Here is a 25,446-nt window from a genome sequence, read left to right on the forward strand (position 1 = left end):
TTTTTGTCATTTTGTCAGAGGAATTAAAAATGCCCAATTTTACCAAACAACAGCTGCGGCGCCAAAACATCGTCACCATAATTGTGATTGCTATTTTAATCATTGGCGGATTAGTGATTCATGGCTGGTTTAATCATGAGCTGCTGCCAGTTGATACTAGTGATCAAACCAAACGTGTGGTGGTGATTCCAAAGGGTACGACCGATAAACAGACCGGGTCCTTGCTAAAAAAACAAAAACTGGTACGCAATGCCTATGTGTTCGACTATTATTTGCAAACGCACAAGACGCAGGGAATTAAGGCCGGGCGCTTTTATCTAAAACGGAGTCAGTCAACGCCTCAGATTGTAGAAAAGCTGCAGCAAAAACCGACTGCAACGACAAATACCAGTGAATAACCTTGTCGCTGCTATCTGGCTGCGCTATACTAAATTTTGTATTGACAAATAAAGGAGAAATTTAGCGTGAACAATGATGACAAACGTCCAATCATTATTGGCGTAACGGGCGGCTCCGGCAGTGGTAAAACCACGGTCAGCCGTGCCATCTACAATCAGCTGCATGGCCAGTCCATTCAGATTATTACTCAAGATACCTACTACAACGACCAGGCCGACATGACCATGGAGCAGCGTAAGGCCGTTAACTATGATCATCCCCTGGCTTTTGACACGGATCTGTTGGTTGAGCAGCTGGACCAATTACGGCATAATCAAGCCATTGAAATGCCGGTTTATGACTATAAGGCCTACACGCGGGCTAAGGAGACCGTGCATGTGGAACCACAAGACGTAATTATTCTGGAAGGCATTTTGATCCTGGATGACGAGCGCCTCCGTAATCTGATGGATATCAAGGTGTATGTTGATACTGATGATGACATTCGCATCATTCGCCGTATTCAGCGTGATATGGAAGAGCGGGGTCGGTCTTTGGACTCGATTATTGGTCAGTATCTGGCAACGGTTAAGCCGATGTATCACCAATTTATCGAACCAACCAAGCGCTATGCTGATCTGATCGTGCCAGAAGGTGGTGAGAACCAGGTCGCAATCGATCTTTTATCGACCAAGGTTCGCGATATTCTGGTTAAGCGCGGTCATACTGAACTAAAGTAACATTAATGATGGTTTACAATTAATGTTTAGCATGTTAACGTTGCAAAAGACGAAATTTAAAATCATTTCTAAATAAAAATCAAAGGAGTTATTGAAATGGCTGAAGAAAAAAGCTACCCAATGACGGCTGAAGGTAAGCAAAAACTGGAAGAAGAACTGGAAAACCTGCGTCTGGTACGGCGCCCAGAAGTAATCAAACGAATCAAGATTGCCCGCAGCTATGGTGACCTTTCGGAAAACTCCGAATACGAGTCAGCCAAAGACGAGCAGTCATTTGTTGAAAGCCGGATCTCACAGATCGAACACATGCTGCAGTATTCGGTGATCATCGACAACAATGACGTGGCTGCTGACGAGGTATCAATGGGTCGTCAGGTAACGTTTAAAGAACTGCCGGACGAAGAACCGGAAACCTACCAAATCGTTGGTGAATCCGAATCTGATCCGCTGAACGGCAAGATCTCAAACGAATCGCCAATGGCTAAGGGCTTGATTGGTCACAAGGTTGGCGAAGAAGTTGAAATTGAGATTCCAAATGGCACGATGAAGGTCAAGATTTTGGAAGTTAAGTAAGCTTCCAATAATTCCCCGCTTCAAAAGCAAAGTGGGGAATTTTTTATTACGTCTGTGTTGACAAATGTAATTATAAAGTTCAAAATGATCACGGTTAAAGATTACAATCGTAAACAAAAGGAGGATGAAATAATGATTAAAATCTTAGTTTTATTGATTGCTGTATTATTAATTGCTGCAATTATCTGGTGGTTCTTTGGCCGTCATCAAGAAAAGGCCGTTGCGGCTGACGTTAGTGCCGACAGCCAGGATCAGAAGGTAAAAGTAGAAGTTAATGGTGGTTATTCGCCAAGTACGATTGTCTTAAAAAAAGGCGTACCGGCAGAACTGGATTTTTATCGCAAGGATCCTTCATCTTGCTTGGAACGGGTCGTCTTTCCAGATATGGGAATCAACGAAAAACTGCCACAAAATCAGCTGCACCAGATTAAAGTTGATACCAGCAAGGCTGGCGAGTATGAGTTTGCCTGTGGGATGAATATGTTTCATGGTAAGGTGATCGTAAAATGATGAGCATCAAAAAGCGTTTTTGGCTGGCTTTGATGCTGGCATTGCCGATGTTATATGACATGCTGGCTATGTTTTTTAATTGGCCAATGATCCCAAACGGTGACTTGGTGGCATTGATTTTGACAACGTTGATCATGCTGATCTCAGGCCGTGCATTTGTTCAGAGTGCCTGGGCAGCATTTTTGCATCACCATGCCAACATGGACACGTTGGTTGCCGTTGGGACCATGACGGCATATCTGTACAGTATCTACGCGCTATTGCATCATCAAGGCGTATTTTTTGAAAGTGCCGCTTACATCATTGTCTTCGTTTTGCTTGGGCAGTACCTGGAAGACAAGATGCGCACGCAAGCCTCACAGTCAACAACCAGACTGCTGCAGCTGCAGGTTAAAAACGCCACGCTGATTAAAGATGGCCAAACCAAAGAAGTTCCGATTGAAGACGTTAAAATCGGTGATCGTCTGCTGGTACGTCCTGGTGAAAAAATTGCTACCGACGGCAAGGTAGCTGCTGGTCATTCAACGGTCAACGAGTCAATGATTACTGGTGAGAGCATGCCGATTGAAAAGCAGGCCGGCGATGCAGTGATCGGTGGTACCCTCAATCAAACGGGGATGCTGGAATATACCGTCGAAAAAGTTGGCAAGGATACCATGCTGGCTCAAATCGTTGAGATCGTCAAGCATGCTCAGTCCAGCCATGCGCCGATACAAAAACTGGCGGATCGGATTGCTGATATTTTCGTTCCAGTGGTCTTGATGATTGCAATTGCCGTTTTTGCCGTTTGGTACGTCTTTTTGGATGCTGAATTAGCCAAGGCACTGACTTTTGCCGTTTCGACAATCGTGATTGCCTGTCCGTGTGCTTTAGGAATTGCCACGCCAACTGCCTTGATGGTTGGTACCGGACGTGCTGCCAAGCTGGGAATTTTGATCAAGAATGGCGAGGTTTTGGAAACTGCCAGCCATATTAAAAACGTGGCCTTTGACAAAACCGGGACGATTACGCAGGGACAGCCAGTCGTTACCGATGTGATCGGGGAGCAAGAACAAGCTTTAACACTGGCAGCCGGTTTGGAATCATTGTCTGAGCATCCCTTGGCTGGTGCCATTGTTAAAAAGGCACAGGATCAAAAGCTTACGCTGCCTACTGTTACTGATTTTAAGAATCTAACAGGCCAAGGCGTCACTGGCATAATCAATGGTCAAACCGTTTTTGTCGGCAAACCGGATCTGGCCAGCCAGTCAATTGCCAAAACACTGCAAGTCAAAATGAATCAGCTGCAGTCAGATGGCAAGACGGTAGCAGCAATCGGCCAAGCAGGCAAAGTAATCGGCTTGATTGCAATTCAAGACGTCCCTAAGCCATCTGCCAAGGCTGCGATTGAAAAGCTTAAGCAGCAAGGCTATCACACGGTTATGATTACCGGTGACAATGAGCAGGCGGCCCAAGCAATTGCCAAGCAGGTTGGCATCGATGAGGTAATTGCCTCGGTTATGCCAGGCGATAAGGCACAACGAGTCAAAAATCTGCAAAATCAAGGTGTAACAGCCTTTGTCGGTGATGGGATCAATGACGCACCGGCATTAGCAACTGCGGATGTCGGCATTGCGATGGGCTCGGGAACTGATGTGGCAATTGAGACGGGTGGCATTGTTTTAATCAAGAACAGTCTTAAAGATGTCGTCAAGGCACTTTCAATAGCTAAAAAGACCTTTGCCCGCATCAAGTTGAATCTGTTTTGGGCTTTGATCTACAATCTGATCGGTATTCCAATCGCGGCCGGTGTTTTCGCGCATTGGGGAATTGAGCTCAGTCCTGCCTTGGCGGGGTTGGCAATGGCCTTTAGCTCAGCTTCGGTGGTTGCCAGCTCATTGCTGTTAAACGTTGCTAAAATTGACGAATGAAAAAAAGAGGCTGGGAATAAAGTCTCAAAACAAAAAATGGCTGAAGATTGCGTGACTTAAAACGTTGATCTTCGGCCATTTCTATTATTAAAGTTGTTTTATATAGTAATCAAATAAATTTTACTGTCTGCGTCGAGTGCCAGATCTGATCCACCAGAGACTGGCGCCAAGACTGATCAGCGTGATCGCCGTACCTAAGATCAAGTATGGTGGGATGTAATACATTGAGACCGTATGCTTGCCAGCAGACATTGAGATGGCCATGAAGGTACTCAAAGCTTTTTTAGGCGTAACGGTTTTGCCATCAACCTTGACGTGCCAGCCTTGATCATAAGGGATGGTAGTCATTAAAAGATCCTGGCCAGCTTTGAGATTGACCGTGCCCGAGATTCGGTTGGCGGCATAGCTGGAGACCTTTAATGGCGATTGATTTAAAGTCTTGAGACTGGCATTGAAGGCTTTTTGATTAAGCATGTAGAGACTGACGTTTTGCATCCAGAGCGTTGAGTTCTTGAGACTAAAGACGATCTTGATGGTTTTACCCTTAGCGTGGTTGGCGACGTTGACCGTTACCGTATTGCGATAGGTATCGTATTGAGTCAAGGCCTTGCCGTTGATCGTAATCGTGGCATTGTTCTTGACGTTGGCGCCTAAAGTCAGGTAATAAGAATTATTGGTCGTCGGGGTAAACTCAAGCTCAATGCTTGCTGGCGTCAGCAGATTGCGTTTTTTAAACGTGGTTCCGGTAATCTGAACGGCGGATTGGACATTGCCAAACGTGACGTGGTTAAAGTTCTGGACCTGGAACAGCGACTGATTGACGCCGCGACCCGCCAGCGACTGGAAGATCTGCGACTGATAGGCCAATGGATCCAGCGTGTTATGCGTCAGATTCAAGACTTGGCTGCTGGCACCAAATGCAATCGGCAGCGCAGCTTGATTGGACTTGATATTGACCATTGAAGTCTGAGCAATCGTTTTTTGCTGCTTGAGATCGGGTCTGAGACTGGTCGACGGCAAAACGGTACTGCCATTCTGCTTGCCATTATGCCGTTCCTGTAAGAAGTACTTAAAGCCCAGCAGTGAATCGGTAACCTGTGTGCCATCCGTGTAGGTGATAAAGCCATCGCCATCGGGTTGCCCAATTGCTCCCATGAATGCTGGCTGAGCGGGTTCCAGCGTTGAGCCAAAGTGATCGCCGCTGTTGAAATCAGCTTGGAATGGGTCATCCTTGGTCCGCATAAAGGTCTTGCCGGTTCGATAAAGGCCGCTGTCCAGGGACTTGAGCTTGGTAACGGCTTTATCCAGCTCTTTGGTATAATTGCCGAACTCAGCCTGTGAGACATAAGAAATGTTGTTTAGCGCCGTAAATGCGCTGGTGCTGACGTCACAGACCGCCAACAGAATCAGCAGCAGGTCATAGAGTCGTGAATTGCCGTAACGCGGGATCAACAGCGCCAAAATGGCAATCGCTGCAAAGCCAAGCCCGATCAGCAGCTGATTGCGATTGATATACGAAAGATGACTGACCTGTTTTAGCATCAGGTAGGCAAAAATACTGCCGACTAAAACCGCTAAGCCAAGCGCGGCCGGCCATTTGATTCGAAAGTCAGGCTGCAGAGTGCGCGCGGCCAGCCAGATGCACCAAAATGAAAACAGGTAGGAAAAGCGATACGGATACCAAACTGGGAACTGACCAGCGTGCCAGAACAGATCCAGTGCCTCAATACAAAAAGAGGCCAGTAAAAACAAAGTAATCAGACCGGCTGTCAGACGACCGGCAATTTTTTCGCGCCGATTGAAAAAGTAAAGGACGGCGCCCAGCATAATCAGCATGCCAACATAAATATTTGGCTGACCGCTTGGCATCTGATTGAAATTAAATGATCCGGGCACCAATTTGGCCAGCATCTTTAATGGATTATACTCAAGCTTCCAGTTCCATGACGTGGTCGTATAAGTGCCCTTGCTCTGCGTTAAGGCATAGGCAGTCGGCAGCAGAACGAACGCGCTGATGGCTCCGGCAAGCAGTGAGCTGCCCAGATAGCGTCCCAGGGTATAGCCGGCTGCATGCCATTGCCATTGCCAGGTCGTTTTCTCACTGGCAATCGTCCAAATTCCAAATAAAATGGTGAAGATGGCAACCATCCAGGCCATATAGTAGTTGTCGATCAAAGCCACTGCCAGCCACAGCGTATAGGTCCAGGGACTGCGGCCGGACAATAATTTGCGCTCACCATAAATGATCAGCGGCAGCAGAAACAAGACGTCCAGCCAGAGCAGATTGAACTGGTTGGCCACCATCCAGCCCATTAAGGCGTAGGGGGTCGAAAAAATCCAAATACGCGGCCCCTGTTGAATCTTTTCACGGTCAAGCACCCAGGCCATCGCCAAACCAGCCAGTCCGTATTTAAGCAGCGTTAGAATAGCAATGCCGCTGGCCAGATGCTGCGCGGGGAAGAAGAGCAATAGCAGATTTAACGGGCTCCAAAGATAGTAGGCGTTGGTACCCCACATCTCACCGCCCAGCCCTTTGCTAAATGAATAGAGCAGGCTGCTGGGATGATGCAGAAGCGATGAGCGCAGATAGGCAAAAAAGTCGACATACTGCTGACCAAGATCTACAGTCAAGACAGTACTGCTGCCAAATGGTGCCATGCCGCGATAAACAAAGTAGCCGCCCATAATTAAGACAGGCAGCAAAAAACTGATCAGCAAAACCAAACGGCGCTGACGAACGGTATGTGTCATATCAAAACAGATCCTTATCTTTAGGAATGAAAATTACGTTTTTCATTATAGCCATAAAGTGTGAAAACTTCGTGGTTTCCTTGCTTAAAATTCGTTAAATCATCTCATAATAGGTTTAATCTTGCAAATAAAAGTGTATAGTTAAACTCTTGAGGACAATCTTGCAGTTCGATTCGGTCGTGCTGCAAAAAATTTGTTAAAATAGACTTATTCTGTCTAAGGAGATTATTAAAATTGAAGTTCTTAAATCGCTTTAAGGGCATCTTCGATCAACGCAAAAAGAGCAAAAAAACCGCGCAATCCGTGATTCCATCGCGATTGAACTTTTTGCTATGGGTCGTAGCGCTCCTTTTACTGGCCTTGGTTGCCCGCTTGTTTTATCTGCAGGTGCTGAATGGATCATCTTTTAAGGCTGAGGTTAAAAGCTCGGATACGACCGTGCAGACCAACAATGTTCAGCGGGGGATGATCTATGACTCATCTGGCAAGGTTTTAGTCGGCAATCAGGTCCATCAGGCAATTACCTATACTAAAGGCGCTGACGTTACCAGTGCGGATCTGTATAAGATCGCCAATCGCCTCGGTAATTACGTCAACGTTGGCACTAAGACCAAGCTGACGCAGCGTCAGGCAGAAGACTACTATCTGGCCGACAGCGATAATCTAAAGGCGATTGTCAAGAAGCTGCACCTGTCCAGTCAGGTTACCAGCAATGGTCAATACAACAAGGCATTGGCCTACTTGAACAAGCATCCAGAAGTCTACAAGCTGACCAAGCTGCAGCAGAATAAGGCGCGGATCTATGCTGCGATGAGCGGCGCCTACTCGCTGTCGACGACCTATATCAAGTCAACCGGCGTTACCGCTAAGGAATTGGCTGAAGTCGGCGAGCACCTGAGCGAAATGCCAGGGGTTAAGATTGGGAAGGCCTGGACGCGAAACTATCCACAGGGTAAAGACATTCAAACCTTAACCGGGACGCTTTCATCTGGGCTGCCAAGTGATGAGCTGAACTCCATGCTTGCTCAAGGATACTCACGAAACGATGACGTTGGGCAAAGCTATCTGGAAAAGCTCTATCAATCGACTTTAGCCGGCTCGAAATCGCAGACTGAGGTTATGACGACTGGCAATACCACCAAAGAAAAGGTTAAGTATGCCGGCAAGAAGGGTGACAACCTGGTCTTGACGATTAATTCCAAGTTCCAAAAGCAGGTTCAAAGCATTCTGGAAAAGAACTACTCATCAGCTGGGATCGCTTATTCAACAGGGGTCTATGCCGTCGTAATGAATCCAAATACCGGCGAGATCTATGCAATGGCTGGGATTGACCGGGACCCAACGACTGGCAAGCAGACTACCGATGAGATCGGGGCCATTAACCATCCGATTACAATGGGATCGGTTGTTAAAGGGGCCATGATCATGGGTGGCTTTATGAGCGGTGTCATCACGCCAAGCAACAATACCTTGACCGATATGCCGATCAAGCTGGCCGGGACCAGTGCCAAGACTTCTTGGTTCAACAAGACTGGTAGTGCCAACATTGCCTTGAATGCGGCCACGGCTTTGGAAGTTTCATCCAACTCGTACATGATGCAGCTGGCCATGAAAGAAGGGGGCATGAAATATGTCTCTGGTGGTGCGATTGACCTTGACCCATCGATCTTTACCAAGCTGCGCTACTACTTCAAGATGTTCGGCTTAGGGGTTAAGACAGGGATTGACTTGCCAGGCGAAAGCTCCGGCTATGAGGGTTCTTCCAAACAGTCCAACATCGGTTCGGCACTTGACCTTTCGTATGGTAACTACGATGGCTATACAACGATTCAGCTGGCTCAGTATATGTCCACGATTGCCAATGGCGGCTATCGGATGCGGCCATACATCGTTAAGCAGGTGCGGGGAACCAACAAGGACGGTTCGCTGGGAGCCATTGAATATACTACTAAGCCGGAAGTCTTGGGAACCATCCCAGCCACTGCTGCCGAATGGAAGATCGTCAAAGAAGGTCTCTATGACGTGGTTCACGGCTCAAGTACCTACATTACTGGTAAGAAGCTGGCTAGCGATACGCCATCGATCTCGGGTAAGACTGGTACGGCCGAAACGTTCTACAAGAACAACAGCACGGTTACGCTCAGCTTTGCCGGCTATGCACCATCTGATAATCCACAGGTCGTAGTTGCTCTGGCTATTCCAGGCGCAAGCAATTCTGATGGTGGGGCCAACCTGACGATGGCTTCACAGATCTTTAAGGCTTTCTGGAAGGATGTTAAGAGTTCTAAGGACTATCAATAAAGCTGCAGATTCGACTAAAAAATATCACTGTCAAGGGAATTTCCTTAACAATCTTGGACAAAACTCTGGCCAAAGCAGTGAATTGATGATATAGTTGTACGAGTTAGGGTTACGAATAACCAATTAAATCTGAAAAAAGTTTGGAGGTTGCCACCAATGCGTGTAAACATTACTCTTGAATGTACTTCATGCCACGAACGGACTTACTTGACCAGTAAGAACCGTCGTAACAACCCGGACCGTCTTGAACTGAACAAGTACTGCCCACGGGAACGCAAGGTTACGCTGCACCGCGAAACCAAGTAATTCAAATCTAACCAAGACTCAGCTGCTGACTGGCAGTTGAGTCTTTTTTTCTTTTCAAAAAGAAGCATGTCTGGCTGCTGATGCATCTTCTTAGCTTGATGATGACCTCTGGTTATGATACTGATCTGAAACGCTTGGTTGTTGAAGAAGGCGTTTGGCAGATCAATCGTTGGCATAGCTGGCCTTTAAGCTGAAGACTGCTTTTATGGATTGGGGGAAGCAATTTGGTATTTTGGTGCAAATTATGCGAACGGTTGCAATTTTTGCGCAAAAACGCTTGCATAAATTGCCATTAGCGGTGATAATTACTTTTTGTAAACGTCTGTCAATACGTTTTACGGAGGGAGAGAGAAAATTGACACATTCAAAAAAGGAAATGCGCAAGGCGTATCTTGCCCGGCTGCAGCAGCTGGATCAAAATACGCGGCTGCGCGAACAGCATCGCCTAGCGCAAAAGCTTTATGATCTGCCGCAGTGGACCAATGCCAAGACGGTTGCACTGACCATGAGCCAGTCGTTTGAGCTGGATACGGCACCGCTGATTCTGCATGCCAGGCATGAGGGAAAAAGAGTGCTGGTTCCGCGCACGCTGCCGAAAAGGCAAATGGAGTTTGTTCAAATTGATGAGGATACCGAATTTGAAGAAACTGGATTTGGCGTCTTGGAACCATTGGCAGGGATGGTCTTGCAACCACAGGAGATCGATCTGATCGTTGTACCAGGAGTGGCCTTTACTGCTGATGGCAAGCGGCTGGGCTTTGGCGGCGGCTATTACGACCGTTACTTGGCAAACTATTTAGGCCAGACGGTTTCTTTGGCCTTGACTACACAGTTGGCTGATGCAGCTGAGTGGCCGGTTGAGGACCATGATGTTAAAATTGGTCAGGTCGTTAATTTAGAGCAGGCATAACAATGAGAGAAGCATGGCAAAAAGCGCCGCTGACCAGTCTGATTATTTTGATCCAAGTCATTGTGTTCATCTTGATGACGCTGGCTGGCGGCTCAACCAATACGCAAGTGCTGATTGAATTTGGCGCACGCTATACGCCCCTGATCAAAGCAGGTGAATGGTGGCGATTGATTACGCCCGGGTTCGTGCACATTGGACTCACGCACCTGGTCGTCAACAGCGTAACGCTATATTTTATCGGCATGTATATTGAAAATTTATTTGGCCACTGGCGATTCTTGGCGATCTATCTAATGAGTACGCTGATGGGTAATCTAGCTAGTGCGGTCTTTTTGCCACAGTCGATTTCAGCGGGTGCCAGTACTGGTATTTTTGGCCTGTTTGGCGCCTTTTTGATGTTGGGGCTGGCTTTTTGGGACGAGCCGGCAATTCATTCGCTGGCTCATCAGTTTTTGATTCTGGTGCTGCTTAATCTGGGAACCGACATTTTAGTGCCAGGAATCGATCTGGCTGGTCACTTGGGCGGTTTGCTGGGTGGATTCTTTATGGCAGCCGTGGTTGGTGCTCCACGTTTGGGCAGGATAGACTTGCTAAAACGCTTTCTAAGTGGCACTATATTGATTGTAACGATTGCAGCTTTTTTGGAAATGGGATTGCTAAAATGAAACCAATTCGCGAGATTCGCACGCTTTATGATGTTCAACAGCTTTTGAAACGCTTTAATGTCTTCGTTTACGTAGGCAAAAGGCTTTGGGATATCGAGCTGATGGCCATTGAGGTCGACAATCTTTATCGGGCTGGCGTCTTGGATAAGGATCTGTATATGCAGGCCAAGCTGGTTTTAAGAAAAGAGCACCGCATCGAAGAAGAGCTGAATCAAGAAAACAAGTCGCCTTATTAGACTGAGGCAAGGGATTTATTGAGGTTAAAGGAGAAATTTGAGCATGAACAAGAAGTTAATCGGTGTTGACCTTGGTGGGACTACGATCAAGTTTGCTATTTTAACGGACCAAGGTGAAATTCAACAAAAGTGGTCTTTGCGTACCAACATTTTGGATGAAGGTTCGCACATCGTTCCCGACATTATTCAATCCATCAACCACCATATTGATCTGTACAAGATGGACCGCAGTCAATTTATTGGTATCGGCATGGGAACGCCTGGGACGGTTAACCGTGAAGAAGGTACGGTAATTGGTGCTTACAACCTTAACTGGAAGACGCTGCAGCCAGTTAAGGAACAAATTGAAAAGGGTACTGGCCTGAAGTTTGCTCTGGACAACGATGCCAACTGTGCCGGCCTTGGCGAGCGCTGGAAGGGTGCTGGTCATGAAGGTGACGACGTTGTATTCATCACGCTGGGGACTGGCGTTGGTGGTGGGATCATCGCCAATGGCAAGCTGGTTCATGGTGTCAATGGTGCCGGTGGTGAAGTCGGTCACATCATCGTTGAGCCAAATGGTTATGAATGTACCTGTGGCAACCACGGCTGTCTGGAACAATATGCCTCGGCAACCGGGATCGTTCATCTGGCCCAAGATGCTGCTGAAGAATACGAAGGTAACAGCCGCTTGAAGGCCATGATCGACAACGGTGATGAGATCACAGCTAAGATCGTCTTTGATCTGGCCAAGGAAAACGACTTCCTGGCTAATGAAGTTGTTAACAAGGTTACATACTACCTGGGTCTGGCATGTGCCAACATCAGCAACACGCTGAACCCTGAAACGGTTGTTATCGGTGGTGGCGTTTCGGCAGCCGGTGAGTTCCTGCTCAAGCGCGTACAGCAAAACTTCCAAAAATTTGCTTTCCCAACGGTTCGCACTTCTACTCAACTGAAGCTGGCACAATTGGGTAACGATGCTGGTGTGATCGGGGCTGCTTCATTGGCACTTGACTTTACTGCCGATGAAAAATAAACTATTTATTTGAAAACTATTTTTGGTTAGGCAAGGAGGCACGTTTTACGTGATGAATTGCCTTTCTTAAATTAAGACAAGCATGTTTGGAGGAATTGTTGTGGTACTGGGAATGAGTTCGGGATGGCTGGCTTTTGATATCATCGTATTGGCACTTTTGATTGGCTGGGGCGTAAGTGCTGGGATCAGTGCTTACCGGCGCAAGCATTATGCCACGGTGCTGGATGAAGATGCCTTCCGTGATGGCATGCGTAAGGCGCAGGTAATCGACTTGCGGCAAAAGGATGCTTTTGACAAGGGGCACATTTTAGGCGCCCGCAGTCTTCCATACATCTATCTTAAGCAGCAGTATGGCGAATTGCGGCCGGATCTGCCGGTTTACCTTTATGATGACGGCATGCAGCTGAGCACGCAGGCCGTGACTTTCTTAGCCAAAAAAGGCTACCACAAGCTCTATATCTTAAAGGGCGGCTATGCTGACTGGCATGGCAAGACGAAAAAAGCCAAGTACGCTGACTAAAAACAAAAGGCTGTTGCAGAAATGCAACAGCCTTTTTTATAATCGTAATGGATTACAGTTGGTGAGAAGAGCGTCCCTTGCGCGTAGCGGCGCGACGGTTCTCATCAAAACGATTTTCTTCTTCTTCGATTGGCTTAACGACGGTCTTGTGGAAAGCAGCCACGCCACTTGCCACCGCACCCAGAGTCGTTAAGGCACCCAATACAAAACCACGTGTAAATTTTTTCAAAAGAGTAGCCCCCTTTATGTCATTTGGCTTTATTATGACTGATTTTGAATAGATTTACCAGTAATTTTAAGCAAGGAAGGTTTTAATTTTGACTAAAGCAATAGCCATCGTTGGCCCAACTGCTGTCGGCAAGACGGCACTGTCGATTCAGCTGGCCCATGATTTAAACGGCGAGGTGATCTCAGGCGATTCGATGCAGATCTATCGTCACTTAGACATTGGTACGGCTAAGATCACGCCTGCTGAAATGGATGGCATACCGCATCACTTGATTGATATTCGCGATCTTAACCAGCGCTTTTCGGCGGCAGAATTCCAAAAACTGGCTAATGAACAAATTGATCAGATTACCGCTCGTCATCATCTGCCCATGGTCGTTGGTGGGACCGGCTTTTATCTGCAGACACTGACTGAAAATCTGGCGCTGGGTGCTGATCATTTCGATGAACAATCGCAACGGATTCGCGACTACTGGCATCAAATGGCCGATCAAAAGGGCCCTGAAGCCGTTTGGAAGCAGCTGTACCAAAAAGATCCTCAGGCTGCCAAACAGATCCCGGTGGGTAATTTAAGACGTGTAATTCGGGCACTAGAGGTTATTGAAAAAACGGGCCAACTGTTTTCGCAGCAGACGCAGACCAAAAGCGACAATGAATTTTTGCTGATCGGTTTGACTACCGAACGTTCGGTTTTATATGAACGCATCAATCAACGGGTTGATTTGATGATTAAAGAAGGTCTGCTTGATGAGGCGCGCTGGCTGTATGAACAAGGCGGTGAAAATTACCAGTCTGGCAAGGGAATCGGCTACCGAGAGCTGTTTCCGTACTTTAAGGGTGAGACGACGCTGGCGGATGCAATTGCCAAGATCAAGCAGGATTCCCGTCACTATGCCAAGCGTCAGTTAACCTGGTTTAGAAATAAGATGAACGTTCAATGGTATGATTTGGTTAGCGGTCGGAATACGACTAATGAAATTGAAGCTGACGTTAAGGAGTGGTTAAAAAATTAAAGTTAAACATTAGTCAAACTAATTAATCAACGTGATCGATCATGAAAGCCCTATCAAAAATTGACTTATTTCCTTCCAATTGGTAGGCTATTAAAGTAATCAGAGGGAAGGCTGAATATAAGCATTAACCAAGACCAATTCAATAATTGGTCTAGCCATCTGAGACTAGTTGTGAAACCGTAAGTGTGGAAGGAATGGAATAAAATGGCAAAACACGTATTCACTAAAGAAGAAGTTCATGAATTAGTTGAAAAGGAAAACGTTCATTTTCTGCGGGTAATGTTCTCTGATCTGTTTGGTACGACGAAGAGCGTTGACCTGCCCGTCAGCCAATTGGACAAGCTGATGAACAACAAGATGATGTTTGATGGCTCTTCAATCGACGGCTTTGTCCGCATCAACGAAAGTGACATGTACCTCTACCCAGACATGTCAACTTGGCTGGTCTTTCCTTGGGGTGAGGAACACGGTAAGGTTGCCCGCGTGATCTGCAGTGTGCACATGACTGATGGCACGCCATTTGCTGGTGACCCTCGCAACAACCTGATCCGTGTTTTAGACGACATGAAGAAAGCTGGTTTCACTTCATTCAACATCGGTCCGGAACCAGAATTCTTTTTGTTCAAGACTGACGAAAAGGGCAACCCAACGACTGAAGTAAACGATAACGAAAACTACTTTGACATGGAACCTGCCGATGCCGGCGAAAACTGCCGTCGCGACATCGTTTTGGCACTGGAAAAGATGGGCTTTGACGTTGAGGCTGCGCACCATGAAGTTGCTCCTGGCCAACACGAAGTCGACTTTAAGTACGCTAATGCTCTGGAAGCTGCCGACAACATTCAAACGTTCAAGTTTGTTGTTAAGTCAGTTGCTAAAAAGCATGGTCTGCACGCTACGTTTATGCCAAAGCCATTGTCCGGCATCAACGGCTCTGGGATGCATACCAACATGTCACTGTTTGACAAGGACGGCAACAACGCCTTCTACGATGAAAAAGGCGAACTGCAATTGTCTGACACGGCCTACCACTTCCTGGCTGGTATCTTGAAGCACGCGCGCGCACTGACGGCAATCTGCAACCCAACCGTTAACTCTTACAAGCGTCTGGTACCAGGCTATGAAGCACCGGTTTACGTTGCATGGTCTGCATCTAACCGTTCACCATTGATTCGGATTCCAGACGACCGTAAGATGGGAACGCGGGTTGAAATGCGTTCCGTTGACTGCACGGCTAACCCATACCTGGCAATTGCTGCTATTTTGGAAGCCGGTCTGGACGGTCTGCGCAACAACCTGACGCCAATGAAGGAAGTTACGGAAAACATCTACATGATGACGCCAGAAGAACGTGAAGCCAAGGGCATTGAGGATCTACCATCCAACCTGCACAACGCTTTGAAGAGCCTGCGTGCTGATGAAGTCGTTCGTGAATCGATGGGCGAACACCTCTACAAGAACTTCTTTGAAGCCAAGACGCGTGAATACGACGGTTACCGTCAACACGTTTCTGACTGGGAACGTGACAAGTACATGCTCCAATACTAATTTGTGTTTTGCCAAAAAGGCCCGCCAAGCTGCAGGTCTTTTTATTTTAGCGATGAAAAAAACGCAGCGTTGCAAGTGACGCTGCGTTTTTTAAATCAGAATCGTGACAAAAACTATTCACTGAGCTTTTTGGCATCTGCATCCAGCTTAGCGAAGCCTGAACCACTAGGCTTTTTGTTGCCACGCTTTTCCATAGCCTTGCGGGCCATTTCTTTTCGTTCTTGCTTACTCAACTTACGTGCCATAATAGTTTCGCCTCTTTTCTTGACATTCAAGTAGTCCACATGTGTGTAATACTCGAACAATTCTATTATAGTCATTCTTTAAGAATTTGCAACCGTTATCGCAAATGGTAAAGATTTTACAACTACCTGGATTAATCGCTTTAAAAGTTGTCAAAAATCCGCTAAGATTAAAGCAGTATTAAATTAAGGAGTCAAAGCTATGGCAAGTGTTGAACAGACAAATGGTGCGCTTGATATCAGCCAAGCAATCAACAAGCAGATTGCGGCCAAGATCAAGTATCTACAAGAATTGGAAACCGCGGTCGAACATCATGATGACTGCAAGGTATATCAATTGCTGGACAATCAGCGCTATGCTGCGGAAATTGAGCATCGCGAACAGCAGCCAAACGAGCAGGGGGTTATGAACCTGGTCGATGATCTGGCTGACCAGTTGAGCAACTTTTTGAGTGCCAACCTGATTCAATATTTGGGCAAGGCATACCCATTCTTTTACTATGAAGAATACAAAACCGGTCACTACCGCATCTACTTTGGGAACTGGTGGGATCGGCGGCGCTTTGGTGAACTGGACGTCTTAAATATCCGCTTTGCCTTTGATCAAGAAGAATACCAAAAACTGGCGCGCGCCTTTGAACTAAGCAAGCAAAACAAGCGCTACAATAGTGATCGCATTGAACAGATCTCGAGTGAAAACGATCGTCTGCAAAAACTGATTGACAGTCGTCTGGAACGTGAACAAAAGCGGGCAGCCTTACAAGAGCAGCTCAAAGATGCCAGCTCACGCAGCGGTCTGTTTGAGTCCAACAAGAATCGTGAAGCACGTCAGGTAATCGTTGAACAGATCAGCAAGCTGGAAGATGAGGAACAAGAATCCCGTACGGCTGCGGACACGATCAAAGAAAATGAACGTGTCGTACTGGATCTTTCAAAAGAAAATACGATTCTAAGCTACGAGCAAAAGAGCATCATTGATACGTTTGGCACGTTTGAGGACTTCGAATTGGCCAACCGAAATCTGTATGCCAGCTATCTTAACAGCCTAGGCGGCAAAAAAGCGGGGGTGAGCGCAGATGAGCAGTAATCAAATGATCTCAACGGCAGCCGATCGCGTTCATTCGCTCAGCGACTCGATTGCCCAAGGTTTGGAAGTTGGTCAGCGCTACGTTGCTTTACTCAATCAGCTGACTGAAACCAAGGATCCGGCTGAACTGCTTGATGCTACTGAAAAGCTGGAAGGACTCAGCCTGGCTAATGCCTTCGTGAAGTTTCCCCAGCACTATCAACTGGCTGACTACTATCTACTGCTAATGGCACGCATGCTGGAATTGAATGGCGAAAACAGTCTGGAAATTGAAGAAAATGAGATTCACCACCAGTTATTGGCTAAGATTTCGCCAATGGAGGATCAAGAGCGCTTTACGTTTGAAATCGATCCGCATAACGGTGGGGCCTTCTTTGCCGAGCAGCATCATCACGAGCCGCTGTTTTATCTGAACCTCAAGCATCAGATTCTCAAGTTCAGCAACCGGGCGCTGGTTGACTTTTTCATCGTTCGCCAGACCCAAAAGTTCAGTGATCTGGATCTGCAGGCCGTTGTTTCGCCAATGATTAAGTTTGCCTTGCTGTTGGAAAAGCAGCTTAATTTCGTCATTGATCTGGGAATTTTGGAAACTGGCAACGGTGCCCGTTTCCGCCTGCAAAAACCAGATCTGCCATTGACGATTATCGACCGGCTGTTTGTCAAAACCACGGATACCGACTACATGCTGCTGAACCTGCCACAAAACAATGGCGCCGAGCTGCGACTGGATCAAAACGTACGACTGCAGCTGGCGTTTGATCCAGACGACTATGCTCAGGAATGGAGCTTCCGGGTTCTGGACAAAGAAGAGCGCGTCTCGTTCTTTGACGTCTTATTGCATTATCCGCTGGTACGGGAATGGTACTTGGACAACCGTGAGTTCTTAGCCGTTAGAACGGATGCGATGATCTTTGCCAACAATGCCGATCAGGATTATGTTGGTGAGACGCTGACCATGACGACGCCGGATCAACCAACTCAATCAGCAGAACAGACGGCTGAAAATTTGGAAAATCAAACAGAAGTAGAAAAGGAAGATTAGTTTGTTAGATATTACTAAGTTGCTGCATGAGTCAATTGAATTTGATTGGCAGTTGGATGAGGATCATGATATTCAACTTGGTGCCGAAGCCCGCGTGCAAAACGTCTTTACTGCATTGGACGTTGAGCTGGCCGAGATTGCCAACGCTGCAGAATGGTTTAAAGTCTGGAAAGAGCACCTTGGCAAAAAATTGCCTGGCCGGACGCATCATCAGACCGTTCTGGAAGAATACGTGGACGCGCTGAACTTCTTTTTACTCTTCAGTGCCAAAAAGCAATGGACGCATCTGATTGTTTTGGATGAGCAGATGCTTGCGCGCATTAAAAATGGCAAGCCTGCTGAAAAAGTCCCAGACTGGAACAAGGAATATCTGGCCATCAAAAACTTCTTGTATGGCAGTTATTTCAATCACCGTCAAGAAGATTTTCGTCATGCCTGGCACCTGTTTTTGAAGATGGGACTGGTTGATTTTGGCTTTACTGAAGACGAGATCATGGATGCCTATGAAGAAAAGCTGAAAATCAATATTCAGCGCCAAGAAGACAACTATTAAATATATTAGCCCTGCTAGTCGCCAAGTGCTCTGGGAGGGCTTTTTTTATGACTAAAAAACGACATCCGCCATGGAGACGGATGCCGTTTTTGTTGATAAGGAAAGGCGATGCTTCTTGCCGTTAAGCTATGGGACTTAGCGGCGGGGATTTTATTGCCAAAAGATTTGACCAACTACAGATAAAGAAAGAATCAACGAAATGATAAAGAGTGGCAACATTTTGTGATCCCATCAAAAGCATTGTCTATATATTTCATTATTGTTACTTTTATTAAAAAATGCAATAGTTTTGTAACATAAAACTATATCTTAATAAAATCTTAAACTTTTTTTGCTAAATAGACTAAAAAGAGATTTTTTAGATGAACGTTTATGAGACAAAAAACATCGCTAATCAAATTAATTAATGATTAGCGATGTTTTCTTTAAATGAGATATATAACCAATACCGTTTAAGATAATTGTAAGGGTAACATAAAGGCAACAAAATTAGTCATTAGCTAATGCAGCTAGGGTATTGGCAGCCTGATGACTGGTTACCGGGTGTAAGTCAATATAAACTTGCATCGTTGTAGCGACATTGCTGTGGCCTAATAACTTGGAAACATCAGTAATAGGTGTTCCAGCTTCCAAAAGCAGTGTTCCATAAGTATGTCGGAGACCGTGGGGCGTGACGTACGGTAGATTATGATCCTTTTCTAATTGATGCATCCATTTGCCAGGTTTACTTGGCGTTAACAGTCCACCATTGATATTAGTGAATAGCAATGGTTTTTTGTGTTTGCTCATTTATTTCGGTTAAACTTCAGATATTTGCCCGTCAGGCTGGCTGGGCAAGCCATGATCTCTTCCGGCGTTCCGGCACAAACCACCTGGCCGCCTTCCTGGCCCCCACCTGGCCCCATGTCAACGACATAGTCGGCATTGGCAATCATGTCTTGGTCATGTTCAATCACCAAGACTGTCGCTCCTTGGCTGATCAAGCGCTGAAAGACATCGAGCAAAGACGAAACGTCCAGGGGATGCAGGCCAATCGTTGGCTCATCGAAGATAAAGACCGAATCAGCCTGCTCCTTGCCCAGCTCACTGGCCAATTTCAACCGCTGGGCCTCACCGCCTGACAAAGCTGGCGTCGCCTCACCCAGGGTCAAGTAGCCCAAGCCCAGGTCATGAAGGACCTGAAGGCGCTTTTGAACCAGCGGCAGATCGCGGGTTGCCCGGAGTGCCTGGTCAACGGACATGTCCATTAGCTCGGGAAGCGTGTAGGCCTTAGCTTCAGGCTGCCCTTTCTTGACTTTGGAAGTACGGCTGACAAAGTCTGCTTCTTTTCGGTAGCGTGACCCGCCGCAGTCCGGGCAGGCAATCTCCACGTCAGGCAAGAACTGCACGTCCAGGACGATCGCGCCCGTCCCATCACAGGTTGGGCAGCGCAGACGGCCCGTGTTGTAGGAGAAGTCCCCGGCTTTATAGCCCAGGCGCTTGGCCGCTGGAGTTCTGGCAAAGGTCTTGCGCAATTCGTCATGGATTCCGGCATAAGTGGCCACGGTTGAGCGGACGTTGATTCCAATTGGCGTGGCGTCAATCAGCTTAACCTGGTTGATCCCATCGGCTTTGAGCGCCTTGACGGCCTGGGGCAGTTTTTCTCCCTTGATCTGGCTCTGCAGGCCTGGCAATAAAGTTTCCAGAATCATGGTCGTCTTCCCTGACCCGGACACCCCGGTCACAACCGACAGCCGGCCCTTGGGAAAATCAATGCTCAGGGGCTTGACCGTGTGGATCTGCCGGCTTTCCAGGTGGATCGTGCCTTCTTTAAACAGGTCCTTCCTGGTAATCTGGGACCGCTTATTGATCACTTCCTGCCCAGTCAGGAAGGGGCCGATCTTTGACTGGGGATTTCGCGCGATTTGGGCCACTGGTCCTTGCGTCAGAATCTGACCGCCCGCTTCCCCGGCGCCTGGGCCCATTTCGATCAGCCAGTCCGCTTCACGCAGCACCTGGGTGTCATGGTCAACCAGGATCACGGAATTGCCATCGGCGACCAGGTCACGCATGACGCCTTTCAGCCCCTCGAGGTTGGCGGGATGCAGGCCAATCGACGGCTCATCCAGCACGTACAAAACCCCAGTCGTCCGGTTGCGCACTGCCCGCGCCAATTGCATTCTTTGCCGCTCGCCATTGGACAAGGTCGCCGCGGAGCGGTCCAAAGTCAGGTAGGACAGGCCTAAGTCCAGCAAGCGTCTGGCCACCAGGTCAAAAGAAGCAACGATGCTCTTGGCCATGGGCCGCATTTCAGCAGGCAAGGAGTCTGGCACGCCGTCCACCCACTTCTTGCACTCTCCTAAAGTCAGCTGGCAAGCATCAGCCAAAGACAGGCCGGCCAAGCGCGGCGCCCGGGCAGCTTCGCTCAGGCGCGTGCCACGGCAGTCTGGGCAGGTGCCTTCTTTAAGGAAGCGGGCGACCCGCTTCATCCCCTTTTCGTTCTTGACCTTGGCCAAGGCATTTTCAACGGTGTGAACGGCTGAATAGTAGGTAAAGTCCAGTTCAGTCGACTGGCCTTTCTTGTCAAGATAGAGGATATGCTTCTTGACCGCGGGACCATGGAGAACGATCTCCTTCTCTTTAGCCGTCAGCTCCTTATAAGGAACATCGGTGCGCACGCCCATTTCCCGGGCGACGTCCTTCATCAACGACCACATCAAGGTCTGCCATGGAGCGACTGCCCCCTCATCAATGGTCAGATTCTCATCTGGAATCAAAGAAGCTTCATCCACCGTCCGCACGACGCCAGTCCCGTCACAGGTCGGACATTCCCCTTGACTGTTAAAGGCCAGTTGCTCGGCGGATGGGGCGTAGAATTCCGCCCCGCACTCCGGGCAATTGAGGGGCAAACCGGCCGCGACATTCAGCGTTGGCTTCAGGTAGTGGCCATTGGGACACCGGTGGCTGGCCAGCCGGGAAAACATGAGCCGGAGGCTGTTTAGCAGCTCCGTCCCAGTCCCAAAGGTGCTCCGAATCCCGGGCACCCCGGGGCGCTGGCGCAAAGCCAGGGCGGCGGGCACGTATAAGACCTGGTCAACCTGCGGCTTTTCGGCCTGGGTCATTCGGCGCCTGGTATAAGTCGACAAGGACTCCAGATACCGTCTTGACCCTTCAGCATAGAGAATGCCCAGGGCCAGACTGGACTTGCCAGAGCCGGACACTCCGGCGATTCCGACGATTTTATTTAAAGGCAGATCGACGTCGATATTTTTCAAGTTGTGCACGCGGCCGCCGCGAACCTCAATGCAGGCTGGTCTTTGTTCCATAATTGCTCCTTTTCAAAATCTTGGCTCTATAATATTTCTTACTGATGGATGTCAAGTAATACATCCGTCGGTAAGATTTTTTTGTTTAAAATAAAAAAGAGGTCCATAGGCCTCGCTATTCGTAACTTAAAATCCTCTACCACAATTCTTCTAAGTATAGAGAGCTGGTTTCTATGAACCCTACTGCTAATTATATTGAAAACTTTCTTAATGTTAAAGACACTTGCCTAAATTTTGTAGATTGCTCTCAAACGACTTACAAGGGGAGAAAAGTAATCATGTGTACAGCCATTGCCGAGCTCGACACATGTCCTAATTGTAAATCCGCTGATGACTATATATAACGGCTTCAAGATCGTTCATATCCCTTATATTTCAGCTGACGAAAGCAATCCAGTCATTATCAAAGTCAAGAAGCACGGTATTTTTTGTAAGAACTGTGAGCTATACAGTTATCCGTCTACCCAAATCGTTGACAAGTATTGCCACATCTCTAACGCCGTTAAACGTAAGATCATTGTCGGACTCACTAAAGATCATTCTATGACCAGTATCGCTGACTACTGTGCAAAGATGCTTAGACCACTGCAGCGCTCGATTTACTCCTTCATTGCTATTCTTTGCCAAAACACTTAGCGTTTGATGAATTTAGAGGTGTGGGACGAAAGCTGCACTTTATCTGTCAAGATGGCGAAAAACATACCATCGTCGCCATTTTAGAGAATCGCTTCAAAAACACTATTATTGCTTGTTTCTGGGAATCAGCTTTGCTGTACGTCAAGCGTTAAATAAAAACCTTATAGAGGAGTCATTCAACCACGAATGGCTCCTTTTGTACGCTATGAGCGGCTTTGAGATGATCAATGGGCTTGGATTGATGGTTTCAGAACGTCTCAAGACCGATCTAAGCCGTGTTTAATCTTATGGAGGTAGGAATATGCCACGTAAATGTCGCGATTACTTCACAGCTGCTGAAATCGCTCGTGCTTTTGATGTGCCAGCTGATAAGATTGAAGCCGCAGCAGGGAAAAAAGTTTACCTTAATCAAATTGGCGATATTCGTGAAGCAGTTTTGAGTGTTCATTCAAAATGGATTGGCAATGGCTTTACAGTTGATGAATGCAATCGCTTAATGGGGTTTAAAGCTGACAATATTGATCCGTTGCGAGTGTTTGAAGGAATCACAATTACGCTTGATCCTGACACTGGGGAAGGGATTGTACCGCTTGATGATGTGATTCATGGCTATAATATTTATAAATACCAGTATGATAACGGTTATTGGGACTAAAAAAGCGCCGCTAATCAAATTAATGATTAGTGACGTTTTTAAATAAAACAAGGCGTACAACCAATACCGAACAACCATGCTGATATTTTGATAAAAAAGGTAACAAAAAGGTAACAAAAGAATATAAACGTACGGTAACAGATTATTGAGACGTTAATCTAAAAAGCTGATATAACAAGGTTTTCAGCACATATGGAACTGTGCGATTTTCTTATATGGGGCAAGTGGGAATCGAACCCACAACCTTTGGTTTAGAAGACCAATGCTCTATCCAGTTGAGCTATTGCCCCAGACCTAATTAAGTATATTATATTCCACGAAAATGTCAATAATACAGTTGGTTAGACCATTGCAAAACATTATATGTTAATGGAAGTCTAATTTATTGACAAAGCGCTTACATCGTTTTAATCTAACGTTAGAACAAGTTTGTAGACCAGCTACATGTTTTAACCTAAAGAGCGTTTTTTAGATTGGAGGCGTAGTGTCAATGACGGGCAGCAAGGTTGATCCCCGTGTAGTCAAGACCCGCAGTAGTCTCCGCAAGGCACTTGTATATCTGATGAAGCATGAGAAACTTGAAAACATCAGCGTCCAAAAGATTACTGAAACGGCAAATATTACTCGAGGTACATTTTATCTACATTATAAGGACAAACGCGACTTTATCAAATCAGCAATGAATGAGATTCTGGATGATCTGTTTGCACAAATTATGGTTGAGCGCCAGATCTCAACGTCTGGCAACTCAGTTCAGGTGCTGTCTTTAAATGAAGCCTTTCAATGCATCGAAAACAGTGCAGAAGTCTTTGATGTCTTATTGAATAATGAACGCAATGATTTCTTCTATGCACAGCTCTACGATCGCCTTTGCCAGGAATTAACGAAATATGCCAAACAGTTGGATAGTGAATTTGACGATTTCGATGTTCCAGTCAAAATGCAGGTTTCATTTTTGGCATCCGCCGTGCTGGGCGTAATCAAAAGCTGGCTGCAGGATGGCATGATCTATACGCCACGCTATATGACGCAAAGCATGATGAAGATGCTGCAGCAGTTCAGCGGTGAGGGAATGCTTTTAACCTCGTTTTTTGATGGTAAGGTAAAATCTGCATTGGAAATCTAGCCAAGCATCACCGGGCCTTTTTGCCACGGTGATTTTTTATTCTGCATTGGTCTGATTTTTATTGACGTGATCAAAATGTTTTGATATGATATTAGCGTTGTATTTGTGAACCAACAACTACAACCGCACGCAACCGAGTTTTAAAAGCTTCGGCTGCTCGGCCGGCGAGTCTTAGAAATTAAGGAGGTGCACAAACTGATGTACGCAATTATCGTTACTGGCGGCAAGCAATACAAGGTAGAAGCAGGTCAAGCTATCTACGTTGAAAAGCTGGACGCAAAAGAAGGCGACAAGGTAACTTTTGACAAGGTTATCTTCGTAGGCGGCGACGACGTTAAGGTCGGCACGCCATTTGTTGATGGTGCTTCTGTTGAAGGTACTGTTGACAAGCAAGGCAAGGAAAAGAAGGTTGTTACCTTTAAGTACAAGCCAAAGAAGCACACCCACACCAAGAAGGGTCACCGTCAACCATACACTAAGGTTACGATTGACACGATCAACGCTTAATGGGGTGATTCAATGATTCGCGCGGTTTTTCATACCAATCAGGATCATGGAATAGCTTCGTTTGAGATGACTGGGCATGCCGATCATGGCGATTATGGTCAAGACATTGTCTGTGCTGCGGTTTCTGCTTTGGCAATCGCTACGGTCAATGGATTGGAAAGAGTCGTCAGGCAGCCTGCCACGATTACGGCAGACCATGCTAACGGCGGTTTGCTTAAGGTCAGCTCAATTGATCCGGGACACGATTCCCAGATTTTAATGCAGACGTTCTTGGAAGCGATGCTTGATATTCAAGAACAGTATGCAGAAAATATTGACATTAAAATGTCTTAAAAACAAATTCTAAGCTGGAGGTGAAAACTATGATTATGGATCTTCAATTCTTCTCCCACCACAAAGGGGGCGGTTCGACTGCCAACGGTCGTAACTCTGCTGGTCGTCGTCTGGGAACCAAGGCTGCTGACGGTTCTGTCGTAACGGCCGGTTCTATCATCTACCGTCAACGTGGTACTCACATTCACCCAGGTGAAAACGTGGGTCGCGGTGGTGACGACACTTTGTTTGCTAAGATCGACGGCGTTGTTAAGTTCGAACGCATGGGTCGCAGCAACCGCAAAGTTTCGGTTTACCCAGTTGCCGAATAATAAATTAAAGTCCAGTCCGACTGATGTGTGCTTACATGTCAT

At 46.9% G+C, this 25,446-nt stretch carries 27 protein-coding genes, 1 tRNA gene, 1 pseudogene and 1 other annotated feature; of the genes and pseudogenes, 23 read left to right on the forward strand and 6 right to left on the reverse strand.

The window, feature by feature from the left end:
- The first annotated feature begins 29 nt into the window (after window positions 1-29).
- From FC47_RS03890 to FC47_RS03910, 5 genes are all read left to right on the forward strand, one after another.
- The gene (locus FC47_RS03890) at window positions 30-398 is read left to right on the forward strand and encodes an endolytic transglycosylase MltG (protein WP_056967988.1); all 369 of its coding nucleotides are present in this window, start codon (window positions 30-32) and stop codon (window positions 396-398) included.
- A 66-nt stretch (window positions 399-464) separates the two neighbouring features.
- The gene (gene udk / locus FC47_RS03895; protein ID WP_048345325.1) at window positions 465-1,118 is read left to right on the forward strand and encodes a uridine kinase; all 654 of its coding nucleotides are present in this window, start codon (window positions 465-467) and stop codon (window positions 1,116-1,118) included.
- Between the two features lie 96 nt (window positions 1,119-1,214).
- On the forward strand, window positions 1,215-1,691 hold the full coding sequence (gene greA, locus FC47_RS03900) for a transcription elongation factor GreA (RefSeq protein WP_006499982.1): 477 nt from the start codon (window positions 1,215-1,217) through the stop codon (window positions 1,689-1,691).
- 132 nt (window positions 1,692-1,823) lie between these two features.
- Window positions 1,824-2,201, forward strand: coding sequence for a cupredoxin domain-containing protein (locus FC47_RS03905; RefSeq protein WP_143112705.1), 378 nt, complete (start codon window positions 1,824-1,826; stop codon window positions 2,199-2,201).
- A complete protein-coding gene (locus FC47_RS03910) occupies window positions 2,201-4,111 on the forward strand; it encodes a copper-translocating P-type ATPase (protein ID WP_164479305.1) in 1,911 nt (636 codons plus the stop codon). Before FC47_RS03905 ends, FC47_RS03910 begins: the two co-directional genes overlap by 1 nt.
- 120 nt (window positions 4,112-4,231) lie before the next feature.
- Here FC47_RS03910 and FC47_RS03915 read toward each other — a convergent pair whose 3' ends face one another.
- Window positions 4,232-6,862, reverse strand: coding sequence for a YfhO family protein (locus FC47_RS03915; protein WP_056967992.1), 2,631 nt, complete (start codon window positions 6,860-6,862; stop codon window positions 4,232-4,234).
- A gap of 234 nt (window positions 6,863-7,096) precedes the next feature.
- On the opposite strand from FC47_RS03915, the gene FC47_RS03920 reads away from it, so the two are divergent.
- From FC47_RS03920 to FC47_RS03950, 7 genes are all read left to right on the forward strand, one after another.
- On the forward strand, window positions 7,097-9,163 hold the full coding sequence (locus FC47_RS03920) for a peptidoglycan D,D-transpeptidase FtsI family protein (RefSeq protein WP_056967994.1): 2,067 nt from the start codon (window positions 7,097-7,099) through the stop codon (window positions 9,161-9,163).
- A 156-nt stretch (window positions 9,164-9,319) separates the two neighbouring features.
- Window positions 9,320-9,469: a 50S ribosomal protein L33 gene (gene rpmG / locus FC47_RS10395; RefSeq protein ID WP_033935278.1), complete on the forward strand. Its 150-nt coding sequence runs from the start codon at window positions 9,320-9,322 to the stop codon at window positions 9,467-9,469.
- A gap of 355 nt (window positions 9,470-9,824) precedes the next feature.
- A complete protein-coding gene (locus tag FC47_RS03930) occupies window positions 9,825-10,379 on the forward strand; it encodes a 5-formyltetrahydrofolate cyclo-ligase (RefSeq protein ID WP_056967998.1) in 555 nt (184 codons plus the stop codon).
- Window positions 10,380-10,381: 2 nt separating this feature from the next.
- Window positions 10,382-11,044: a rhomboid family intramembrane serine protease gene (locus FC47_RS03935; RefSeq protein ID WP_056967999.1), complete on the forward strand. Its 663-nt coding sequence runs from the start codon at window positions 10,382-10,384 to the stop codon at window positions 11,042-11,044.
- Complete coding sequence (locus tag FC47_RS03940) at window positions 11,041-11,280, forward strand: YqgQ family protein (protein ID WP_056968000.1); 240 nt, start codon at window positions 11,041-11,043, stop codon at window positions 11,278-11,280. The genes FC47_RS03935 and FC47_RS03940 overlap by 4 nt, the downstream gene beginning before the upstream one ends.
- Window positions 11,281-11,323: 43 nt before the next feature.
- Entirely contained in the window at window positions 11,324-12,298 is a 975-nt protein-coding gene (locus tag FC47_RS03945) for an ROK family glucokinase (RefSeq protein WP_056968002.1), read from the forward strand.
- 94 nt (window positions 12,299-12,392) lie between these two features.
- The gene (locus FC47_RS03950) at window positions 12,393-12,818 is read left to right on the forward strand and encodes a rhodanese-like domain-containing protein (protein WP_235803990.1); all 426 of its coding nucleotides are present in this window, start codon (window positions 12,393-12,395) and stop codon (window positions 12,816-12,818) included.
- Window positions 12,819-12,870: 52 nt separating this feature from the next.
- Here FC47_RS03950 and FC47_RS10400 read toward each other — a convergent pair whose 3' ends face one another.
- Window positions 12,871-13,047: a DUF3042 family protein gene (locus tag FC47_RS10400; RefSeq protein ID WP_081036732.1), complete on the reverse strand. Its 177-nt coding sequence runs from the start codon at window positions 13,045-13,047 to the stop codon at window positions 12,871-12,873.
- 88 nt (window positions 13,048-13,135) lie between these two features.
- Here FC47_RS10400 and miaA point away from each other — a divergent pair, with 88 nt between their 5' ends.
- Window positions 13,136-14,059: a tRNA (adenosine(37)-N6)-dimethylallyltransferase MiaA gene (gene miaA, locus FC47_RS03955; RefSeq protein ID WP_056968005.1), complete on the forward strand. Its 924-nt coding sequence runs from the start codon at window positions 13,136-13,138 to the stop codon at window positions 14,057-14,059.
- Window positions 14,060-14,263: 204 nt separating this feature from the next.
- Window positions 14,264-15,607: a type I glutamate--ammonia ligase gene (gene glnA / locus FC47_RS03960; RefSeq protein ID WP_006499969.1), complete on the forward strand. Its 1,344-nt coding sequence runs from the start codon at window positions 14,264-14,266 to the stop codon at window positions 15,605-15,607.
- 113 nt (window positions 15,608-15,720) lie between these two features.
- On the opposite strand, the gene FC47_RS11015 is transcribed toward glnA, so the two are convergent.
- A complete protein-coding gene (locus FC47_RS11015) occupies window positions 15,721-15,852 on the reverse strand; it encodes a hypothetical protein (RefSeq protein ID WP_006499968.1) in 132 nt (43 codons plus the stop codon).
- A gap of 199 nt (window positions 15,853-16,051) precedes the next feature.
- On the opposite strand from FC47_RS11015, the gene FC47_RS03965 reads away from it, so the two are divergent.
- The 3 genes from FC47_RS03965 to FC47_RS03975 are packed head-to-tail and all read left to right on the forward strand — an operon-like array spanning window position 16,052 to window position 18,531.
- The gene (locus FC47_RS03965; protein WP_056968007.1) at window positions 16,052-16,936 is read left to right on the forward strand and encodes a hypothetical protein; all 885 of its coding nucleotides are present in this window, start codon (window positions 16,052-16,054) and stop codon (window positions 16,934-16,936) included.
- On the forward strand, window positions 16,926-17,978 hold the full coding sequence (locus tag FC47_RS03970; RefSeq protein ID WP_056968009.1) for a hypothetical protein: 1,053 nt from the start codon (window positions 16,926-16,928) through the stop codon (window positions 17,976-17,978). The genes FC47_RS03965 and FC47_RS03970 overlap by 11 nt, the downstream gene beginning before the upstream one ends.
- A gap of 1 nt (window position 17,979) precedes the next feature.
- On the forward strand, window positions 17,980-18,531 hold the full coding sequence (locus FC47_RS03975; protein WP_056968011.1) for a dUTP diphosphatase: 552 nt from the start codon (window positions 17,980-17,982) through the stop codon (window positions 18,529-18,531).
- A gap of 489 nt (window positions 18,532-19,020) precedes the next feature.
- On the opposite strand, the gene FC47_RS03980 is transcribed toward FC47_RS03975, so the two are convergent.
- A complete protein-coding gene (locus tag FC47_RS03980; protein WP_056968013.1) occupies window positions 19,021-19,320 on the reverse strand; it encodes a tyrosine-type recombinase/integrase in 300 nt (99 codons plus the stop codon).
- A complete protein-coding gene (locus FC47_RS03985) occupies window positions 19,317-21,836 on the reverse strand; it encodes an excinuclease ABC subunit UvrA (RefSeq protein WP_056968015.1) in 2,520 nt (839 codons plus the stop codon). The genes FC47_RS03980 and FC47_RS03985 overlap by 4 nt, the downstream gene beginning before the upstream one ends.
- A 173-nt stretch (window positions 21,837-22,009) precedes the next feature.
- On the opposite strand from FC47_RS03985, the pseudogene FC47_RS10405 reads away from it, so the two are divergent.
- A pseudogene (locus FC47_RS10405) lies at window positions 22,010-22,591 on the forward strand (ISL3-like element ISL3 family transposase); the annotation flags it as partial.
- Between the two features lie 182 nt (window positions 22,592-22,773).
- Window positions 22,774-23,127: a hypothetical protein gene (locus FC47_RS03995; protein ID WP_056968017.1), complete on the forward strand. Its 354-nt coding sequence runs from the start codon at window positions 22,774-22,776 to the stop codon at window positions 23,125-23,127.
- A gap of 216 nt (window positions 23,128-23,343) precedes the next feature.
- Here FC47_RS03995 and FC47_RS04000 read toward each other — a convergent pair.
- Window positions 23,344-23,417 (reverse strand) — tRNA-Arg (locus FC47_RS04000).
- Window positions 23,418-23,617: 200 nt separating this feature from the next.
- Between FC47_RS04000 and FC47_RS04005 the strand changes: the two genes are divergently transcribed.
- The 4 genes from FC47_RS04005 to rpmA all read left to right on the forward strand — a co-directional run bounded on the left by FC47_RS04005 (window position 23,618) and on the right by rpmA (window position 25,404).
- Window positions 23,618-24,253, forward strand: coding sequence for a TetR/AcrR family transcriptional regulator (locus FC47_RS04005; protein ID WP_033935193.1), 636 nt, complete (start codon window positions 23,618-23,620; stop codon window positions 24,251-24,253).
- 111 nt (window positions 24,254-24,364) lie between these two features.
- Window positions 24,365-24,435 (forward strand) — a sequence feature (ribosomal protein L21 leader region).
- A 16-nt stretch (window positions 24,436-24,451) separates the two neighbouring features.
- On the forward strand, window positions 24,452-24,760 hold the full coding sequence (gene rplU / locus FC47_RS04010; RefSeq protein WP_056968018.1) for a 50S ribosomal protein L21: 309 nt from the start codon (window positions 24,452-24,454) through the stop codon (window positions 24,758-24,760).
- 12 nt (window positions 24,761-24,772) lie between these two features.
- A complete protein-coding gene (locus FC47_RS04015; protein ID WP_056968020.1) occupies window positions 24,773-25,093 on the forward strand; it encodes a ribosomal-processing cysteine protease Prp in 321 nt (106 codons plus the stop codon).
- Window positions 25,094-25,122: 29 nt separating this feature from the next.
- Window positions 25,123-25,404 (forward strand): 50S ribosomal protein L27, encoded by a 282-nt coding sequence (rpmA, locus tag FC47_RS04020; RefSeq protein WP_006499566.1) that lies wholly within the window; start codon window positions 25,123-25,125, stop codon window positions 25,402-25,404.
- Window positions 25,405-25,446 lie beyond the last annotated feature (42 nt).

It is taken from the genome of Limosilactobacillus mucosae DSM 13345 (genome assembly GCF_001436025.1).
Classification (GTDB): Bacteria; Bacillota; Bacilli; order Lactobacillales; family Lactobacillaceae; genus Limosilactobacillus; species Limosilactobacillus mucosae.

What these genes read in the sequence shown, in the direction of transcription:
- FC47_RS03890 (WP_056967988.1), top strand. Translation starts at nt 30, where the DNA reads ATGCCCAATTTTACCAAACAACAGCTGCGGCGCCAAAACATCGTCACC.
- greA (WP_006499982.1), top strand. Translation starts at nt 1,215, where the DNA reads ATGGCTGAAGAAAAAAGCTACCCAATGACGGCTGAAGGTAAGCAAAAA.
- FC47_RS03905 (WP_143112705.1), top strand. Translation starts at nt 1,824, where the DNA reads ATGATTAAAATCTTAGTTTTATTGATTGCTGTATTATTAATTGCTGCA.
- FC47_RS03910 (WP_164479305.1), top strand. Translation starts at nt 2,201, where the DNA reads ATGAGCATCAAAAAGCGTTTTTGGCTGGCTTTGATGCTGGCATTGCCG.
- FC47_RS03915 (WP_056967992.1), bottom strand. Translation starts at nt 6,862, where the DNA reads ATGACACATACCGTTCGTCAGCGCCGTTTGGTTTTGCTGATCAGTTTT.
- rpmG (WP_033935278.1), top strand. Translation starts at nt 9,320, where the DNA reads ATGCGTGTAAACATTACTCTTGAATGTACTTCATGCCACGAACGGACT.
- FC47_RS03935 (WP_056967999.1), top strand. Translation starts at nt 10,382, where the DNA reads ATGAGAGAAGCATGGCAAAAAGCGCCGCTGACCAGTCTGATTATTTTG.
- FC47_RS03940 (WP_056968000.1), top strand. Translation starts at nt 11,041, where the DNA reads ATGAAACCAATTCGCGAGATTCGCACGCTTTATGATGTTCAACAGCTT.
- FC47_RS03945 (WP_056968002.1), top strand. Translation starts at nt 11,324, where the DNA reads ATGAACAAGAAGTTAATCGGTGTTGACCTTGGTGGGACTACGATCAAG.
- glnA (WP_006499969.1), top strand. Translation starts at nt 14,264, where the DNA reads ATGGCAAAACACGTATTCACTAAAGAAGAAGTTCATGAATTAGTTGAA.
- FC47_RS11015 (WP_006499968.1), bottom strand. Translation starts at nt 15,852, where the DNA reads ATGGCACGTAAGTTGAGTAAGCAAGAACGAAAAGAAATGGCCCGCAAG.
- FC47_RS03965 (WP_056968007.1), top strand. Translation starts at nt 16,052, where the DNA reads ATGGCAAGTGTTGAACAGACAAATGGTGCGCTTGATATCAGCCAAGCA.
- FC47_RS03970 (WP_056968009.1), top strand. Translation starts at nt 16,926, where the DNA reads ATGAGCAGTAATCAAATGATCTCAACGGCAGCCGATCGCGTTCATTCG.
- FC47_RS03980 (WP_056968013.1), bottom strand. Translation starts at nt 19,320, where the DNA reads ATGAGCAAACACAAAAAACCATTGCTATTCACTAATATCAATGGTGGA.
- FC47_RS03985 (WP_056968015.1), bottom strand. Translation starts at nt 21,836, where the DNA reads ATGGAACAAAGACCAGCCTGCATTGAGGTTCGCGGCGGCCGCGTGCAC.
- FC47_RS03995 (WP_056968017.1), top strand. Translation starts at nt 22,774, where the DNA reads ATGCCACGTAAATGTCGCGATTACTTCACAGCTGCTGAAATCGCTCGT.
- FC47_RS04005 (WP_033935193.1), top strand. Translation starts at nt 23,618, where the DNA reads ATGACGGGCAGCAAGGTTGATCCCCGTGTAGTCAAGACCCGCAGTAGT.
- rplU (WP_056968018.1), top strand. Translation starts at nt 24,452, where the DNA reads ATGTACGCAATTATCGTTACTGGCGGCAAGCAATACAAGGTAGAAGCA.
- FC47_RS04015 (WP_056968020.1), top strand. Translation starts at nt 24,773, where the DNA reads ATGATTCGCGCGGTTTTTCATACCAATCAGGATCATGGAATAGCTTCG.
- rpmA (WP_006499566.1), top strand. Translation starts at nt 25,123, where the DNA reads ATGATTATGGATCTTCAATTCTTCTCCCACCACAAAGGGGGCGGTTCG.